General features: G+C 64.6%; 15 protein-coding genes and 1 tRNA gene. 3 read left to right on the top strand and 13 right to left on the bottom strand.

Annotated elements, in window-relative coordinates; translation table 11 throughout:
* Window positions 1–6 precede the first annotated feature (6 nt).
* The 6 genes from dapE to IV454_RS30225 all read right to left on the bottom strand — a co-directional run bounded on the left by dapE (window position 7) and on the right by IV454_RS30225 (window position 6,069).
* Window positions 7–1,158, bottom strand: coding sequence for a succinyl-diaminopimelate desuccinylase (dapE, locus tag IV454_RS30250; RefSeq protein ID WP_206089310.1), 1,152 nt, complete (start codon window positions 1,156–1,158; stop codon window positions 7–9).
* 19 nt (window positions 1,159–1,177) lie between these two features.
* Window positions 1,178–1,531, bottom strand: coding sequence for an ArsC family reductase (locus IV454_RS30245; protein WP_054263570.1), 354 nt, complete (start codon window positions 1,529–1,531; stop codon window positions 1,178–1,180).
* Window positions 1,532–1,696: 165 nt separating this feature from the next.
* On the bottom strand, window positions 1,697–2,842 hold the full coding sequence (locus IV454_RS30240; RefSeq protein ID WP_054263569.1) for a PilT/PilU family type 4a pilus ATPase: 1,146 nt from the start codon (window positions 2,840–2,842) through the stop codon (window positions 1,697–1,699).
* A 31-nt stretch (window positions 2,843–2,873) separates the two neighbouring features.
* Complete coding sequence (gene dapD, locus IV454_RS30235; protein ID WP_206089309.1) at window positions 2,874–3,701, bottom strand: 2,3,4,5-tetrahydropyridine-2,6-dicarboxylate N-succinyltransferase; 828 nt, start codon at window positions 3,699–3,701, stop codon at window positions 2,874–2,876.
* A 45-nt stretch (window positions 3,702–3,746) separates the two neighbouring features.
* Window positions 3,747–4,967: a succinyldiaminopimelate transaminase gene (dapC, locus tag IV454_RS30230; protein ID WP_206089308.1), complete on the bottom strand. Its 1,221-nt coding sequence runs from the start codon at window positions 4,965–4,967 to the stop codon at window positions 3,747–3,749.
* A gap of 61 nt (window positions 4,968–5,028) precedes the next feature.
* On the bottom strand, window positions 5,029–6,069 hold the full coding sequence (locus tag IV454_RS30225; protein ID WP_206089307.1) for an AraC family transcriptional regulator: 1,041 nt from the start codon (window positions 6,067–6,069) through the stop codon (window positions 5,029–5,031).
* 100 nt (window positions 6,070–6,169) lie between these two features.
* Here IV454_RS30225 and IV454_RS30220 point away from each other — a divergent pair, with 100 nt between their 5' ends.
* Genes IV454_RS30220 through IV454_RS30210 form a run of 3 tightly spaced genes read left to right on the top strand, consistent with a single transcriptional unit; the run spans window position 6,170 to window position 10,941 of the window.
* Window positions 6,170–7,765, top strand: a complete 1,596-nt coding sequence (locus IV454_RS30220) for an FAD-binding oxidoreductase (protein WP_206089306.1) — start codon at window positions 6,170–6,172, stop codon at window positions 7,763–7,765.
* A complete protein-coding gene (locus tag IV454_RS30215; RefSeq protein WP_206089305.1) occupies window positions 7,762–9,360 on the top strand; it encodes a glycerol-3-phosphate dehydrogenase/oxidase in 1,599 nt (532 codons plus the stop codon). Before IV454_RS30220 ends, IV454_RS30215 begins: the two co-directional genes overlap by 4 nt.
* Before the next feature lie 18 nt (window positions 9,361–9,378).
* Window positions 9,379–10,941, top strand: coding sequence for an FGGY-family carbohydrate kinase (locus tag IV454_RS30210; protein ID WP_206089304.1), 1,563 nt, complete (start codon window positions 9,379–9,381; stop codon window positions 10,939–10,941).
* Window positions 10,942–11,323: 382 nt separating this feature from the next.
* On the opposite strand, the gene bluB is transcribed toward IV454_RS30210, so the two are convergent.
* The 7 genes from bluB to pal form a co-directional block, all read right to left on the bottom strand.
* A complete protein-coding gene (gene bluB, locus IV454_RS30205; protein WP_206089303.1) occupies window positions 11,324–11,980 on the bottom strand; it encodes a 5,6-dimethylbenzimidazole synthase in 657 nt (218 codons plus the stop codon).
* A gap of 65 nt (window positions 11,981–12,045) precedes the next feature.
* Window positions 12,046–12,849 carry an alpha/beta fold hydrolase gene (locus IV454_RS30200; protein ID WP_206089302.1) on the bottom strand — a complete coding sequence of 268 codons (804 nt, stop codon included), beginning with the start codon at window positions 12,847–12,849 and terminating at the stop codon, window positions 12,046–12,048.
* 233 nt (window positions 12,850–13,082) lie between these two features.
* Entirely contained in the window at window positions 13,083–14,276 is a 1,194-nt protein-coding gene (locus IV454_RS30195; RefSeq protein WP_054263561.1) for an aminotransferase-like domain-containing protein, read from the bottom strand.
* Window positions 14,277–14,390: 114 nt separating this feature from the next.
* Entirely contained in the window at window positions 14,391–14,852 is a 462-nt protein-coding gene (locus IV454_RS30190) for a RidA family protein (RefSeq protein ID WP_054263560.1), read from the bottom strand.
* A 443-nt stretch (window positions 14,853–15,295) separates the two neighbouring features.
* Window positions 15,296–15,371 (bottom strand) — tRNA-Lys (locus tag IV454_RS30185).
* An 83-nt stretch (window positions 15,372–15,454) separates the two neighbouring features.
* Window positions 15,455–16,216, bottom strand: a complete 762-nt coding sequence (gene ybgF / locus IV454_RS30180) for a tol-pal system protein YbgF (protein WP_206089301.1) — start codon at window positions 16,214–16,216, stop codon at window positions 15,455–15,457.
* Between the two features lie 139 nt (window positions 16,217–16,355).
* A complete protein-coding gene (gene pal, locus IV454_RS30175) occupies window positions 16,356–16,880 on the bottom strand; it encodes a peptidoglycan-associated lipoprotein Pal (protein WP_054263559.1) in 525 nt (174 codons plus the stop codon).
* Window positions 16,881–16,925 lie beyond the last annotated feature (45 nt).

Genomic DNA, 16,925 nt, shown 5'->3' with positions numbered 1-16,925 from the left:
CTCGGGTCATGTGTTGGGTGGCGCGCTCGCCAGCAGGTTGTCGAGCGTGCGGCGATAGATATTCTTGAGCGGATCGATGAAACGCACGTCGATGTGCTCGTCGATCTTGTGGATGCTGGCGTTCGGAGGGCCGAATTCTATCACCTGCGGGCAGATGCGGGCGATGAAGCGGCCGTCCGAGGTTCCGCCCGTGGTCGACAATTCGGTGTGCACGCCGGTCTCGCTGAGGATGGCGCTCGAGAGCGCGTCCGACAGGGTGCCGCGCGGGGTCAGGAACGGCAGGCCGGACAAGGTCCACGCCAAGTCGTATTCAAGGCCGTGCTTGTCGAGGATTGCATGTACGCGCGCCTGCAGGCCGTCGGCGGTGCTGGCGGTCGAAAAGCGGAAGTTGAAGTCGATCGTCACGTCTCCGGGAATCACATTGTTGGCGCCCGTGCCGGCGTGGATGTTGGACATCTGCCAGGAGGTCGGCAGATAGTATTCGTTCCCCGCGTCCCACTGCTCGGCGGCCAGTTCGGCCAGCGCCGGTGCGCTTTGGTGGATCGGGTTGCGCGCCAGCTGCGGGTAGGCGATGTGGCCCTGGATGCCCTTGATCACCAGCTTGCCCGACAGCGAACCGCGGCGGCCATTCTTGATCATGTCGCCCAGTACGTGGGCCGATGTCGGCTCGCCCACCAGGCAGTAATCGATCTTTTCGCCGCGCTCTTCCAGCAGGCGGCACACCACCACGGTACCGTCGGTGGCCGGGCCTTCCTCGTCGCTGGTGATGAGAAACGCGATCGAGCCAAGGTGGTCCGGGTGGGCAGCGATGAATTCTTCGCAGGCCACGACCATGGCCGCGATCGAGGTCTTCATGTCGGCAGCGCCGCGGCCATACAGCTTGCCGTCGCGCTGGGTCGGAATGAAGGGTTGCGATTGCCATTGTTCGACGGGGCCGGTCGGCACCACGTCGGTATGGCCGGCGAAGACGAACACCGGCGACGCCGTGCCCTTGCGCGCCCACAGATTGGTCACGCCGTTCGATTCGATGGTCTCGCACACGAAGCCGAGCGGCGATAGCAAGTCGATCAGGTGCCGCTGACAGCCTTTGTCGTCGGGTGTGATCGACGAGAGCGCAATCAGTTTTTCGGTCAGCGCGAGGGTACGGGAAAAGGTCATTGTGGTCTTTGGCAGGGCATTACAGTGAAAAGATCTGGCGGTACTGGTCGTCGGAGAAGCCGACCGACAGCTTGCCGGCGCCCGCGAGGACGGGGCGCTTGATGACGGAAGGCTGTTCGAGCATCAGTTCGAGCGCGCTGGCCTTGTCGACGATGGCGGCGCGCCGCTCGTCGGGCAGCTTGCGCCAGGTCGTGCCCTTGCGGTTGACCAGCACTTCCCAGTCGATTTGATCGAGCCAGGCGGCCACGGTGGCGCGTTCGAGTCCCTGCTTTTTAAAGTCGTGGAAGTCGAATGCCTGCTCGTGCTCCGCCAGCCAGGTGCGGGCTTTTTTGACGGTGTCGCAGTTGGGAATGCCGTACAGGGTTTTTTTCATGGTCGATCAGGAGCGCGGCCAGCCGGCGCCCGGCATGCGGGCGTGGTTGCCTGAGTGTTCTTGGGGAACCCGGGAGGATACCACAGGCGCGCCCTTGCCAGCGCGGTGGCAAGGGTGGCGATCGCTGCGCGCGGTGCGCAGGGAGGGCGGCTGGCGCCGCCGGAATCAGCTGTTGAGCGTAAACTCGGTGAACGAGGACGATTCCTCGACCGGCTTGGGCGCCGCCTCCTGGGTGCTGGCCGCGCGCACTTCCGGACCGTTGTTAAGAAGCCACAACAGATTGGTGGCCGAGTCGGCATTGGCCAAGCCTTCTTCCTGGGTGATCAGGCCGCTCTTGACCAGTTCGTACAAGGCCGATTCGAACGTTTGCGAGCCGGGCGACAGGCTGTTTTCCATCGCTTCCTTGATCTGGCCGATCTCGCCATTGTCGATCAAGTCGGCAATGTAACGCGTGTTGACCATGATTTCCACCGCTGCCTGGCGCGTGCCGCCGGCCGCCGAGCGCACCAGGCGCTGCGACACAATCGCCTTGACCGCCGACGACAAATCCTGCAGCAGCGCCGGGCGGTTTTCGATCGGATAAAAACTGATGATCCGGTTCAGCGCGTTATAACTGTTGTTCGCGTGCAAGGTCGCCAGCACCAAGTGGCCCGACTGGGCATAGGCCAGGGCGGCAGCCATGGTTTCCTTGTCGCGGATCTCGCCGATCAGGATGCAATCGGGCGCCTGGCGCATCGAATTGCGCAGTGCCGTATAGAAACTGGCGGCATCGCTGCCGATTTCGCGCTGGTTGACGATCGATTTCTTGTTCTTGAACAGGTATTCGATCGGATCTTCCAGGGTCAGGATGTGGCCGGCGCGCAACTCGTTGCGGTGGTCCAGCATCGAGGCGATGGTGGTCGACTTGCCCGAACCGGTGGCGCCCACCAGCAGCAGCAAGCCGCGCTTTTCCATGATCAGGTCGGCCAGCACGTGGGGCAGGCCGAGGTCTTCCAGCGCCGGAATGACGGCCGGCACGAAACGGAACACGGCCGAAATCGTGCCGCGCTGGCGGAAGGCCGACAAACGGAAACGGCCCAGGTTGGCGACCGAAATACCCATGTTGAGCTCGTTTTCGCGCATCAGCTCATCCATCTGCGCCTGGGTGCAGATTTCGGCGAGCAGGGCGGAAATATTGTCCGGCTCCAGCTTTTGCTGATTGATGGGAATCAGGTTGCCGTTGATTTTGATGTGGACGGGCGAATTGACCGCGAAGAACATGTCCGACGCGTTTTTTTCTTTCATCAGATGGAACAAGCGGTCCATTGCCATTTTTTTTCTCCTGGTTTGGACTTTTACTGTATCAGATACCGCGCAGCAATTCGTTGATACCGGTTTTCGCGCGTGTCTTGGCGTCCACACGTTTCACGATCACAGCGCAGTACAGGCTGTAGCTGCCATCTTCCGATGGCAGGTTGCCCGACACCACCACCGAACCGGCCGGCACGCGGCCGTAGGTTACTTCGCCGGTGGCGCGGTCGTAGATCTTGGTCGACTGGCCGATGTATACGCCCATCGAAATGACCGAATTTTCCTCGACGATGACGCCTTCGACGATCTCCGAACGGGCGCCGATGAAGCAATTGTCTTCGATGATGGTCGGATTGGCCTGCATCGGTTCGAGTACGCCGCCGATGCCCACGCCGCCGGACAGGTGCACGTTCTTGCCGATCTGCGCGCACGAACCGACCGTGGCCCAGGTATCGACCATGGCGCCTTCATCGACGTAGGCGCCGATGTTGACGTACGACGGCATCAGGACCACGTTCCTGGCGATGAAGCTGCCGCGCCGGGCGACCGCCGGCGGCACCACGCGGAAGCCGCCACGCGCGAAATCGTCGGCCGTGTAGTTGGCGAACTTGGTCGGTACCTTGTCGTAGAACTGCATGGTGCCGTCGGACGTCATCACGCTGTTGTTTTCGAGGCGGAAGGAGAGCAGCACCGCTTTCTTGATCCATTGGTTGACCACCCAGTCGGCACCGGTTTTTTGCGCCACGCGCATGCTGCCGTCGTCCAGGCCCGCGATCACGTGGGCCACTGCCTCGCGCAGTTCCGCCGTGCCGTTGGCCGGGGTGATCTCGGCGCGCTGTTCCCAGGCGGTGTCGATGAGGTTTTGAAGTTGTTGGGTCATGATCGGTATCTTATTAAGTGGTGTGGCGGATTCGGTGCGGCTGGTTCAATGCGGCTTGAGGGCTTTGCAAAACTGGACGATGCGCTGGGCCGCTTCGACACCCTCGTCGACTTCGGCGACCAGCGCCATGCGAATACGGTCGCTGCCCGGGTTGATGCCGTGGGCGTCGCGCGCCAGGTAGCTGCCCGGCAGCACCGTGACATTATATTCCGCGTAAAGACGGCGCGCGAATTCTGTGTCCGACAGGCCGCTGCGGCGCACATCGGCCCACAGGTAAAAGCCGGCATCGGGCAGCTCCACGTCCATCACTTCCTTGAGCAGCGGGGTGACCAGGGCGAATTTTTCGCGGTACTTGACCCGGTTTTCCTGGACATGGGTTTCGTCGCCCCAGGCTGCGATGGATGCCGCCTGCACCGGCGGCGACATGGCGCCGCCGCAGTAGGTGCGGTACAGCAGGAACTTCTTGATCACGGCCGCATCGCCCGCCACGAAGCCCGAGCGCATGCCCGGCACGTTGGAGCGCTTGGACAGGCTGGAAAACACGATCAGGTTCGCATACGGCGTCTCGCCGCCGCTGCGCCCCAGCTGGTGCGCCGCTTCCAGCGCGCCGAGCGGCGCTGCGCTGGTGTGGTAAATCTCCGAATAGCATTCGTCGGCGGCGATCACGAAGCCATGGCGGTCGGACAGCGCGAACAGCTGCTTCCAGTCTTCCAGCGACAGGGTGGCGCCGGTCGGATTGCCCGGAGTGCACAGGTACAGCAACTGCACGCGCGGCCAGATATCGTCCGGGACCTTGGCGTAGTCGCAGCCGAAATTGCGGCCCGGTTCCGAATTGACGAAGTACGGTGTAGCCCCGGCCAGGTAGGCCGCGCCCTCGTAAATCTGGTAGAACGGATTGGGGCAGACGATCAGCGGCGCCGGCCTGGAGGCATCGACGACGCAGTGGGCGATCCCGAACAGGGCCTCGCGCGAGCCGTTCACCGGCAACACCTGGGTGGCCGGATTGAGGGCCGGCAGGCCGTAGCGGTGTTCCAGCCAGGTGGCGATGGCCGAGCGCAAAGCGTCGCTGCCGGCCGTGGTCGGATAGGTGGCCAGTCCCGCCACGCCGTGCGCCAGCGCCTTCTGGATGAAAGCGGGTGTCGGGTGTTTCGGCTCGCCGATGCCAAGGCTGATGGCGGCGTAGTCCGGGTTCGGGGTCACGCCCGCGAACAACTGGCGCAGTTTTTCAAAAGGGTAGGGGTGCAGTTTGTCGAGATGTGGATTCACGGCGTTGCCAGGTTTGGCGCAGGGGAAGCGCAGGGTTAGCGTAGATCGGGACAGCGACGTATTATAGGCGCAAATGGCCGCTGTCGCGCCATGCTCCGGGATTTACGCCGGACCATTCCTTGAAGGCGTGGGAGAACGCGCTTTGCTCCTGATAGCCCAGCAAAAACGCGATATCGACCAAGGACAGGCTGCCCTGGCGCAGGTAATCGGTGGCCAGCGCGTAGCGCGCCTGGTCGAGCACCTGCTGGAAGCTGGCCCCCGCTTCGCTCAGTTTGCGCTGCAGGGTGCGCGGCGAGAGCTTCAGTTCCCCGGCGATGCTGGCCAGCCGCACCCGGTCGTGCGCCAGGTTGCGGATGATGGCCGCATGCACCTGGGCCACCACCCCGTCGTCGCGCCGGCTGCGTTCGCGCAGCAGCTGTTCGGCGTGCTGCTGCAGCACCGGATACAGGCCCACATCGGCATTCGGCACCGGCCAGCCAAGCAGCCGGGCGTCGAAACCGGCCGCGTTGACGGGCGCGCCAAAACGCGGCAGCGTGCCGAAAATGCGCTCGTACTCGGCGCCGTCGGCCTGCTGCGCGTGCATGAACCCCAGTTGCGGGGCCGGCAGCTCCGCCCCGGCCAGCCAGGTGCTGAAGGTGCGGATGCCGGCAAACACGCTTTCAACCAGATGGCGGTTGCCCTCGGGGTAATTGCTGACCCATTCGTAGTGCGCCTGTTCGCCGTCCAGATGCAGGACAGAGCGTCCCAGGTCGTGCGCCAGCTGCTCGTAGCGCAAGGTCTGCTGAAATGCCTGGCCAAAATCGCGGCACGACAGCAAAATCAGTCCGTACACGCTGTAAGTGCCCAGTTTGACCCGTTCCCCGACGTGCAGCCCGAAATGCGGGTCGTCCGCCAGTTCGGCACCGGCGCCCAGCAGGCGCACGTAATCGGCCGCGCCGAGCGAGTCGGGCAGGCGCTCGAGCGCCGTCGCGGGCAGGCCGGCGGCGCAGGCCAGGGCGGCCGGCTCCACGCCGCGCGACTGCGCCGCTTCGAGCAGCGGCTGCAGATAAGACCCGGTGACGCGGCGCAGGTCAGGCCGCGGCACTGGCGGAAGCACTGGCATGTTTGAACAAAGCGGTTGTCATAAAAGCGCAATACGTGAAGCCCGCCTTCGCATACGCTGGCGGCCGTGGATGAACAGTCAAGTATAACGGGAAAAAACGATGAAGCGGTGGAACGGATGGGGCGACGATGCCATTGAATTTGCGCTGAACCTTGACGCGCTGGCGTTTCTGGGCGAGCGCCTCGGGCCCGCGAGCGCCGGCGCAGAGACCAGCCACGCCGACGCCTGCGCGCGCATCGGCGGCAGCCGCCTGCCGCCGCATCCGCTGGTCGATACCTCGGCCGCGGCGCGCCTGGCCAATGCGCTCGGCCAGAGCCTGCCCGACTGGCTGCGTCTTCGCTACGGCAAGATCGATACCGCGCCGGACGGCGTGGCGTATCCCGAAAGCGGGGAAGAAGTGCGCGAGCTGCTCGACTTCGCGGCCCGCAGCGGCGCCATCGTCATTCCCTATGGCGGCGGCACCAGCGTGGCCGGCCATGTGGGCGTGGAGGCGGGAGCGGCGCCGGTCCTCACCATCAACCTGACGCGCATGCGCGCCCTGATCGACCTGGACAAGGAAGCGCAGCTGGCCACCTTTGGCGCCGGCGTGCTGGGGCCGGACCTGGAAGCGCAACTGCGCGCCTTCGGCTACACCCTGGGCCACTTTCCCCAATCGTTCGAGTATTCGACCCTGGGCGGCTGGGTGGTCACGCGCTCCTCCGGCCAGCAGTCGCTGCGTTACGGGCGCATCGAACAGCTGTTCGCCGGCGGAAGGGTCGAAACGCCGGCCGGCACGCTCGACCTGCCGACCTTTCCCGCGTCCGCCGCCGGAACCGACTTGCGCGAGATCGTGCTCGGCTCCGAAGGGCGGCTCGGCATCCTCACCGAAGCGACGGTGCGCGTGAGCCGCCTGCCGCAGTACGAAGCCTTCCACGCCGTGTTTTTCCCCGACTGGGAAGCGGCGGCCGCCGCCACGCGCGAACTGGCCCAGGCCAAACTGCCGCTGTCGATGCTGCGCCTGTCGAATCCCCTCGAAACCTTGACCATGCTGACCCTGGCCGGGCACAAGCGCCTGATCGGCGTGCTGGAAACCTGGCTGCGCTGGCGCGGCTGCGCCGACGGCAAATGCATGCTGATGATCGGCGCCAGCGGCACCGCCGCCAACGCGAAACACGCGCTGCGCGCCGCGCTGTCGGTCGCGCGCGCCGGCGGCGGCGTGCACGTGGGCCGCACCATGGGCGACAAATGGAAGCAGAACCGCTTCCGCAACGTCTACCTGCGCAACGCCGCCTGGGAGCACGGCTACGCCATCGACACGGTGGAGACGGCGGTCGACTGGCCTGGTGTCACGCCGATGATGCACGCGCTGGAGGAAGCCGCCACCCAGGCCATGGCCGCCTGCGGCGAACGGGTGCACGCCTACACCCACCTGTCGCACCTGTATGCGCAGGGCGCCAGCGTCTACACCACCTTCGTGTACCGCCTCTCGGGCAATTACGAGGAAGACTTGCAGCGCTGGCGCCGTTTGAAGAGCACCGTTTCGGAAGCGATTATCGTCAACGGCGGCACCATCAGCCACCAGCACGGCGTCGGCACCGACCACGCGCCCTACCTCGCCTCCGAAAAAGGATTGCTGGGCATGAGCGCCATGCGCACCTTGTTCCGCCACTTCGATCCGGACGGGCGCATGAACCCCGGCAAGCTGGTGTCGCCATGAGTGCGGCCTTGCGGGCGCATTGGCAGAACGGCTGGCACAGGGGTTGGCAAAATACCCTGCCAGCGCTGCTGGCGCGCGAATGGGACTTGTTGATCATCGGCGGCGGCATCACCGGCGCCGGCATCCTGCTGGAAGCCTCGCGCCGCGGCCTGAAGGCGCTGCTGGTGGAGCAGCGCGATTTCGCCTGGGGCACCTCGAGCCGCTCGTCGAAACTGGTGCATGGCGGCCTGCGCTACCTGAAAGAGGGGCGCTTCGCCCTGACCCGCGAATCGGTGCATGAACGCGATGCGCTGCTGGCCGCGGCCCCCGGCCTGGTGGAGCCGCAAAGCTTCGCCTTCGGCGACTACGTGGGCCGCAAGCCGGGCCGCAAGACCTTTTTGCTTGGACTGGCGATCTACGACCTGATGGCCGGCAAGCGCGAACGCCACTACGTCGGCGAGGGCGATTTTGCGATGATGACGCCTAACGCCGCGCGCGCCGGACTGCAGGGCGGCATGCTCTACACCGACGCCAAGACCGACGACGCGCGCCTGGTGCTGCGCGTGCTGCAGGAAGCCCAGGCCCATGGCGGCGTGGCGATCAACTACATGGCGGCGCGTTCGCTGCTCAGGAGCGGCGGCACCGTCAACGGCGCGCTGCTGCAGGGCGGGCGCGATGGCGCCACCCACGAGGTGCGCGCACGCGTGGTCGTCAACGCCACCGGCGCCTGGGCCGACGAACTGCGCGGCCATGCCGGCGCCGCGCCGCGCCTGCGCCCGCTGCGCGGCAGCCACCTGGTGCTGCCGGCCTGGCGCCTGCCGCTGGCGCAGGCGGTCAGCCTGATGCACCCGGCCGACGGTCGCCCGGTGTTCGCCTTTCCGTGGGAAGGCGTCACCCTGGTCGGCACCACCGACGTCGATCATGGCGACGGCCTGGCCAGCGAGGCCGCCATCACGCGGGCGGAACTCGACTACCTGATGGCGGCGCTGCACGCGCAATTTCCGCAACTGGCGCTGCGCGAATCGGATGTGATTGCGACGTACGCGGGCGTGCGCCCGGTGATCGACAGCGGCGCGGGCGATCCGTCCAAGGCCTCGCGCGACCATGCGGTGTGGCTGGAAGACGGCTTGTTGACCGTCACCGGCGGCAAGCTGACCACGTTCCGCGTGATCGCCCTCGACGCGCTGCGCCACGCCATGCCTTCGCTGGCAGGCTGGCGCGACGACCTGGCGCCGTGCCCCGTGTTCGCGCCATCGCCAGCGCTGGTGGCCCCGTTGCGTGCGGCGGCCGCGCGGCGCCTGCGCGGACGCTACGGCGCGCACGCGCAGGCACTGATCGATGCCGCCCATCCCGGCGAGCTCGATACCATCCCCGGCACCGAATCGCTGTGGGCCGAACTGCGCTGGGCCGCACGCACCGAGGCGGTGCAGCACCTGGAAGACCTGCTGCTGCGCCGCACCCGGCTCGGATTGCAGTTGCGCGGCGGCGGCGTGCGCCACATGGCGCGCATCCGCGCGATCTGCCAGAACGAGCTGGAATGGGACGATCCTCGCTGGAACGCGAGCGAAGCGGCCTATCTGGCGTTATGGCAGGCGCACTACGGCCTTCCGGCCTGACCGACAGGATGAACAGCCATGACTGACAAAACCATTCTCGCCATCGACAATGGCACGCAGAGCGTGCGTGCGATCCTGTTCGACCTGCAGGGTAATATCGTCGCCAAATCGCAGGTGCACTTCGAGAGCTATTTTTCCGAGCATCCCGGCTGGGCCGAGCACGACCCGGAAGATTACTGGCAGTCGCTGTGCCGCGCCTGTAACCAGCTGTGGCAGCAGCCCGGCGCCGACAAGGCGCTGGTGCAGGGGGTGGCCGTCACCACCCAGCGCGGCACGGTGATCAATGTCGGCCAGGATGGCAAGGCGCTGCGCCCGGCCATCACCTGGCTGGACCAGCGCCGCACCGATTGCGCGCCGCGCGTCGGCATGTGGTGGAACGCCGCATTCCGGCTGGCGCGCGTGAAGGGCACGATCGACTATTTTCGCGGCGAGGCCGAGATCAACTGGATCAAGGCGCACCAGCCGCAAATCTGGGAGCGCACGCACAAGGTGCTGCTGTTGTCCGGCTACCTGAATTACCGCCTGTGCGGGCGCTACGTCGATTCGACCGGGTCGCAGGTGGCGTATCTGCCGTTCGACTACAAGCGCCAGCGCTGGGCCGGGCCGCGCGACTGGAAGTGGCAGGCGCTCGCGATCACCCCGCCAATGCTGCCCGAGCTGGTGGCGCCGGGCAGCGTGATCGGCCTGATTGGCGACGCGGTGGCCGCGCTGACCGGCATCCCGGCCGGCACCCCGCTGCTGGCGGCGGCTGCCGACAAGGCGTGCGAAGTGATCGGGGCGGGTTGCCAGGCGCCGCATATCGGCTGCCTCAGTTACGGCACCACCGCCACCATCAACACCACCACCAGCCGCTATGTGGAAGTGACGCCCTTCATTCCACCGTATCCGGCCGCCATTCCCGACACCTACAGTACCGAGGTGCAGATTTTTCGCGGCTACTGGATGGTCAACTGGTTCAAGGAGCAGTTCGGCCATCACGAACGCGCGCGTGCGCTGGAAGAGGATGTGGCGCCGGAGCAGTTGTTCGATGAACTGGTGAACGCGGTACCCGCCGGGGCCATGGGGCTCATGCTGCAGCCTTACTGGAGTCCGGGCATCCGCGTGCCGGGGCCGGAGGCAAAGGGCGCCATCATCGGCTTTGGCGACGTGCACACGCGCGCCCATGTGTACCGCGCGATCCTGGAAGGGCTGGCGTATGCGCTGCGCGAGGGGAAGGAGCGCACCGAAAAGCGCAGCGGGGTGCCGATTACCGAGTTGCGCGTGTCCGGCGGCGGTTCGCAGAGCGACGCGGCGATGCAGCTGACGGCCGATATTTTCGGGCTGCCCACCGCGCGTCCGCATGTGTATGAAACGTCGGGATTGGGCGCGGCGATCGCGGCGGCGGTGGGGCTGGGTTTGTATCCGGACTTTGCGGCGGCGATTGCGGGGATGACCCGCATCGGGCGGGTGTTCGAGCCGATCGCGGCGAACCAGGTCATGTACGACCGCCTGTACAAGCTGGTGTACCGCAAGATGTACGCGCGGCTGCAACCGATGTATGCGCAGATCGCGGAGATTACGGGGTATCCGAGGAAGCCTTGATGTCACGTCGTTCCCGCCAATTTTGCACCCAGCCGACGGCTCGACAAACTTGGGTTCCCGCCTCTCCAGGAACTGGCTTCTGGACGCGATGGCGTTAGGTTCAGCGCTTTTCTGACCACAAACTTCAAGACCGTCATTCCCGCGTAGGGCTAGGCGCCCCCACGGCAATCCAATTCCGTAGCGCAGTCACAGGCGGCTCCACGAACTTGGATTCCCGCCTCCGCGGGAATGACGGAGCTTAAGCTAGCGCCATTTGGAAGCGGCCTCTGACTTTGCACAGTTCCAAGAGATTTGAGGAGTTTCCTTGAAACTGGAGGCTGCGCGGGAACGACGAGGGTGTGGGTGGGAACGGCGAGGGTGCGGGAGGGAGCGGCGCTGCTGGCTAGCCAGCCTGCGCTTTCTGCTCCCAGCCATCGACAAACACCAGGTCCTCCAGCTTGCGGCGCTTTTCCCAGCCCTCCATTTCGAGCATCGGGATCGGATAAAATTGTTCCACATGGCCGATGCAGACCACCGCCACCGGTTTGGCCCCCTCCGGCATTGACAGCAGCGCGGCCAGCCTGGCGGGGTCGAACAGCGACACCCAGCCCATGCCCAGCCCTTCCGCGCGCGAAGCCAGCCACATGTTCTGCAGCGCGCACGCGACCGATGCCAGGTCCATCTCGGGCAGGGTGCGGCGGCCGAACACATAGTCCTCGCGCCGGTCCATGAGCGCGGCCACCAGCAGCTCGCCGCATTCGCGGATGCCTTCGACTTTCAAGCGCATGAATTCCGCTCCTCGCTCGCCCAGCGCCTCGGCCGTGGCCAGGCGTTCCTCGTCGACCAGATTCACGATGGCCTCGCGCACCGCCGCGCTGCGGATGCGGATGAAGCGCCACGGCTGCATCAGCCCCACGCTCGGCGCCTGGTGCGCCGCGTTGATCAGCCTTGCGAACAGCGCCTCGTCGACGGCGCCCGGCACGAAGTGGCGCACGTCGCGCCGCGCGGCGATGGCGCGGTAGACGGCGTCGATATCGCTCTGGTTGAATTGGTCGGTCAAGGTCGTCTCGCAAGCTGTGGCGGCGCGAGGTGCGCCGCTTCGAACCGCATTATCCGGCAGCGCGCCTACTTGAGCAAACGCGCGACGAAGGTCCGGATCAGCTCCGTGCTTTCGCTCGCCGCGCTCATATGCGGGCAGTGCCCGATATTGTCGACATAGGCCAGCCAGCTCACCGGCAGGTGCTTGCGCATGTATTCACCCACTTCGCGAGGGGCGATCATGTCGTCGGTGCTTTGCAGGATCAGGGTCGGCGTGTGCGAGCGCGGCACGTCGGCGCGATAGTCCGACAAAAACGTGACGCGCGCGAAATGCCTGGCGATCTCGGGATCGTTGCGGCAAAAGCTGGCCGTGAGCTCCTGCTGCAGATCCGGCTGGTCCGGCGCGCCCATGATCAGCGGAGCCATGTTGGCGGCCCATTTCAGGTAGTTGTCGTGCATGAGGTTCAGCAGGGCGTCGATGTCTTCGCGGTTAAAGCCGCCGATGTAGTCGCCATCGTTGATGAAGCAGGGCGACGGACCGACCATGACCTGGCCGGCGAACATGGCCGGTTCGCGGATCGCGGCCAGCATGCCGATCATGGCGCTGACCGAATGGCCGACGAAGACCACCGGTTCGTTGGAAAATTCATGGATGATTTCAAGCAAGTCTTCCGCATGGCGGTGCAGGCTGCCGTAATCGAATTCGTTGTAGGCCGACAGGTCCGACTTGCCGCTGCCGACGAGGTCGTAAAGGATGACCTTGTAGCGCTCGCTGAACGAGGGCAACAGTTTTCGCCACATGCTCTGGTCGCAGCCGAAACCGTGACCGAATACCAGGGTGGAGGGACCACTCCCGTAACAGTTGACGTTGTTGCGGTGCTCAATATTCATGGCGAATCCACGAGTGTGCACAGCATGGGCTCCGCTACCTGTCAGAGCGCGCTGCAGTCAGCTTATTGTATTCCTGTTATCTATTCAATTGCGTCCGTTACGGCGATTGTGTGGCTTTATGCCTGCCGGGTAAATGGCGCCGCTCGCGGCCCGTCCGCCCATGGCGCGCAAGCATGCAAAAACGCCGTCCGCCAGCGCGCTGGGGGACGGCGTCGACACTGGCGCGGCGGCGCTTACATCTGTGCGGCGATCAGCTTGCCGAGGATGGCGATGCCTTCACGGATGCGTTCCGGCGGCACGGTCACGAAGGACAGGCGCAGGGTATTCGTCTCGGCTTCGTTGGCGTAGAACGGCGCGCCCGGTACGAAAGCTACCTTGGCCGCGATGGCCTGGTCGAGCAGCTTCATGGCGTCGATATGCTTGGGCAGGGTCACCCAGATGAACATGCCGCCTTCGGGCTTGGTCCAGCTGACCGTGGCCGGGAAGAATTCGGCGATCGCGTCCAGCATCGCCTGGCACTGGTTGGCGTACAGCGCGCGGATGGTCGGGATGTGCTGGTCGAGGAAGCCATCCTTGATCACTTCGTAGACCACCATCTGGGTCAGCTGGGCGGTGTGCAGGTCGGCGGCCTGCTTGGCCAGTTCCAGGCGGCGCACCAGCGGCAGCGGCGCGACCACGTAGCCGAGGCGGATGCCGGGAGTGAGCACCTTTGAGAACGAGCCCATGTAGATGACGCCGTCCGGATTCATGTTCAGCATCTTGGGGAAGGGCTCGCCCTTGTAGCTCAGCGCGCCGTACGGATCATCCTCGATCAGCGGCAGGCCGAGGCGGGCGCAGGTTTCGACCAGTTCCTGGCGGCGCTCGATGGACAGGCTGCGGCCGGTGGGGTTCTGGAAGTTCGGCAGCGCGTACAGCAGGCGCGCGCCTTCGGCCACAGGCGCGATCGAGGACGGCACCAGGCCATGCTCGTCTGTTGCGACCGACTTGAATTCGGGACGGTAGACCGAGAACGCCTGCAGCGCGCCCAGGTAGCTCGGCGTTTCGACCAGCACGCGGCTGCCTTCGTCGATCAGCACCTTGCCCAGCAGGTCGAGCGCCTGCTGCGAGCCGGAGGTCATCAAGACTTGTTCGGGCAGGATCTTGCAGGTGGCGGTGGAGAGCGAATTGGCGATCCATTCGCGCAGCAGCGGGTAGCCGTCGGTCGGGCCGTACTGGAGCGCCACTTTACCGTTGTCGGTCAAGACCTTGTCGAAGGCCGCCTTCATGTGTTCGACCGGGAAAGTGGCAGGCGAGGGCAGGCCGCCGGCGAAGGAGATGATCTCCGGACGCTGGGTGATCTTCAGGATTTCGCGGATGAACGAACTCTGAAGCTGGCTGGCGCGCTCGGAAAAACGCCACTCGATCGGGTTTGGGTTTTCGATTTTCATACTGGTCTCACAGTCAAGGCGGCCGGGTTCGCAATGGGCCGATTATAGAGCACGCTGGGTAAGCGGCTGGAAAGACGCCGCCGGATAAGCAGCGTCCGGGATGTTGATGATAGGTTAAGCGACTTCCACAATCATTTCGATTTCCACACAGGCGCCGCGCGGGTTCTGGGCCACGCCGAAGGCCGAGCGGGCATGCTTGCCGGCATCGCCGAAGACTTCGCCCAGCAGTTCGGACGCGCCATTGGTGACGATGTGCTGGTCGGTGAAGCCGGGGGTCGAATTAACCAGGCTCATAAGTTTAACCACGCGCTTGACACGGCCGAGGTCGCCGCCACAGGCTTCCTGAAGCGTACCCATCAGATCGATGGCAATGGCGCGCGCGGCGGCGGTGCCCTGTTCGGTGGTGATTTCCTTGCCCAGCTGGCCGGCGTTCACGGAGCCATCGGCGTTCTTCGCGATGTGTCCGGAAATAAACACCAGATTTCCTGTCTGCACGTACATCACATACGCGGCGACGGGTGCGGCGGGCGGGCTGAGGGTGATATTGAGCGATTTCAGTTTGTCGTAGACGGTCATGGCGATTCCTCGATGCGGATGGAAAGAACAATCCAGTATTGTACGTCGGGCACGACCGGGCTGCCCACCGGAATCTCGCCCTGGTAAAAACTCGGCTGGTCCCCAGGCGCAGTCCGACAAAACAACTGCTAAAACCCCTGCAATCGGGGTTTGACCCCGACCCTTCCGACATCCCCCGCCAAGGGCGGCCAGTCCGCTCATCCGGAACGCGAAGCCGAGCAGCGATGGGCAACAAGGCTTCGGGCAGGAGATGGGCGGATGGAAGTGAGCACGGATGGTGCGCTGCACGGATGGCGACGCACGCGGCGGCAGACCGCGCCATGCTTGCTGCCGGTCGCGATAAAATCCGCGGTACAGGAATGGTATTGAACGGATCAGATCCAGAAACAAAAAAAGCAATTACGATTGCTCGTAACTGCTTGATTTGACTACTGCTGTATTCGTGGTAGGCCGTGCGGGATTCGAACCTGCGACCAACGGATTAAAAGTCCGCTGCTCTACCAGCTGAGCTAACGACCCGAAGAAGCAAGATTATAGGGGGCATCCGTGCTTCTGTCAAATGCCCCTGCATACATTTTTTACCGCCGTGTTACATCGCGCTGTTACTTGAGCACGGCCAGCCGGTCCTTGGCCGCTTGCGCCGCGCTCGAGTCCGGATACTTGAGCACCAGTTCCTTCAGGGCTTTCTTGGCGTTCTTGATATCCTTCAACTCGGTATAGCAGCTGGCAATGTTCAGGATGGCGTCCGGTGCCTTGGCGCTGTCGCGGTACTGGCTGACCACCACTTCCTGCGCCGAAATCGCGTTCTTGTAGTCGCGCAGCGCGTAATACGCATTGCCCAGCCAGTACTGGGCGTTGGCCGCATAGCCCGAGGCCGGATAGCGGCGCACGAAGTCGCCCAGCGCCGCCGCCGCGGTTTTGTAGTCGCCGCCCTTGAACAGGCCCATGGCCGCATCGTAGGCGCGCTGCTCGTTCGGATCGACCGCCGCTTCGCGCCCGTCGATGGTCACCTGGCGCGGTTCGAGCTTGCGCATGCGCTCGTCGAGGTCGCCGTATAAATCCTTTTGGCGCTTCTGGGCATTGGCCAGTTCATTGCTCAGCACTTCCACCTGGCCGCGCAATTTGGCGATCTCGGACAGGGCCTGTTCCTGCTGGTTCACCATGTCGAGCGCGCTGCTGCGGTCGGCCTTGGTGTCGATGCGGGCGTTGAGCTCGCGCGTCAGGTTCTCGACCTTGGCGCGCAGGTCGAGGATGGCCTTGCGCGCTTCATCGTCGTCGAGCAGGCCGGCGTGGCTTTGCAGCGGCATCCAGGCGGCCAGCGCGACACAGGCGGCGGCGATGCGGGATTTGGACAGTGTGATCATGATCGTGACTCTTTCAAAACCGTTGAAACTGAAAACCACGGGACCGCGGCGGCGGACGGCGCCGCGCAAGGTCAGCGGGGCGGCCACAGTTCGCACTGCGCGCCGCCCCGATGGTCCGGATGCCGCTTACGGCAAGCGATTAATAGACGATATCGGCACGACGGTTTTCCGCCCATGCCGCTTCGTTGCTGCCGCTCGCTTTTGGCTTTTCTTCGCCCAGCGAGACCGCTTCCATCTGCGACTCGGCTACGCCCAGCGATGCCATCGACTTGCGCACGGCTTCGGCGCGTTTCTGGCCCAGTGCCAGGTTGTACTCGGTGCCGCCGCGTTCATCGGTATTGCCCTGGATGATGATCTTGCGGCTCTTGTTCTTGCTCAGGTAGCCGGCGTGGTTCTCGACGATCGGCTTGCCATCTTCGCGCACGACATAGCTGTCGAGGTCGAAGTAGATGCTACGGGCTGCCAGGGCGCCTTTTGGATCGTTGAGCGGATCGACCGAGCCGGTTTCGACCGGGCTGACATCGCGCTTGTCGGCGGCAACGTCGGGCTTGGCGACGACCGGAATCTCGGTCACGGGGGTCGGGGTTTCCTTGACTGGGGTGTTGCAGGCTGAGAGCAGGGCGGCGCTCGTGATGATGAATGCTAGGCTTTTAAAATTGCGCATGGGTTCTTCTCCTGGTCGGTGTTAAAAATGACGTGAATGACGTTG

The sequence above is a fragment of the Massilia antarctica genome, from assembly GCF_015689335.1.
GTDB lineage: Bacteria > Pseudomonadota > Gammaproteobacteria > Burkholderiales > Burkholderiaceae_D > Telluria_A > Telluria_A antarctica.
This window is presented reverse-complemented; position numbering and strand designations above follow the sequence as displayed.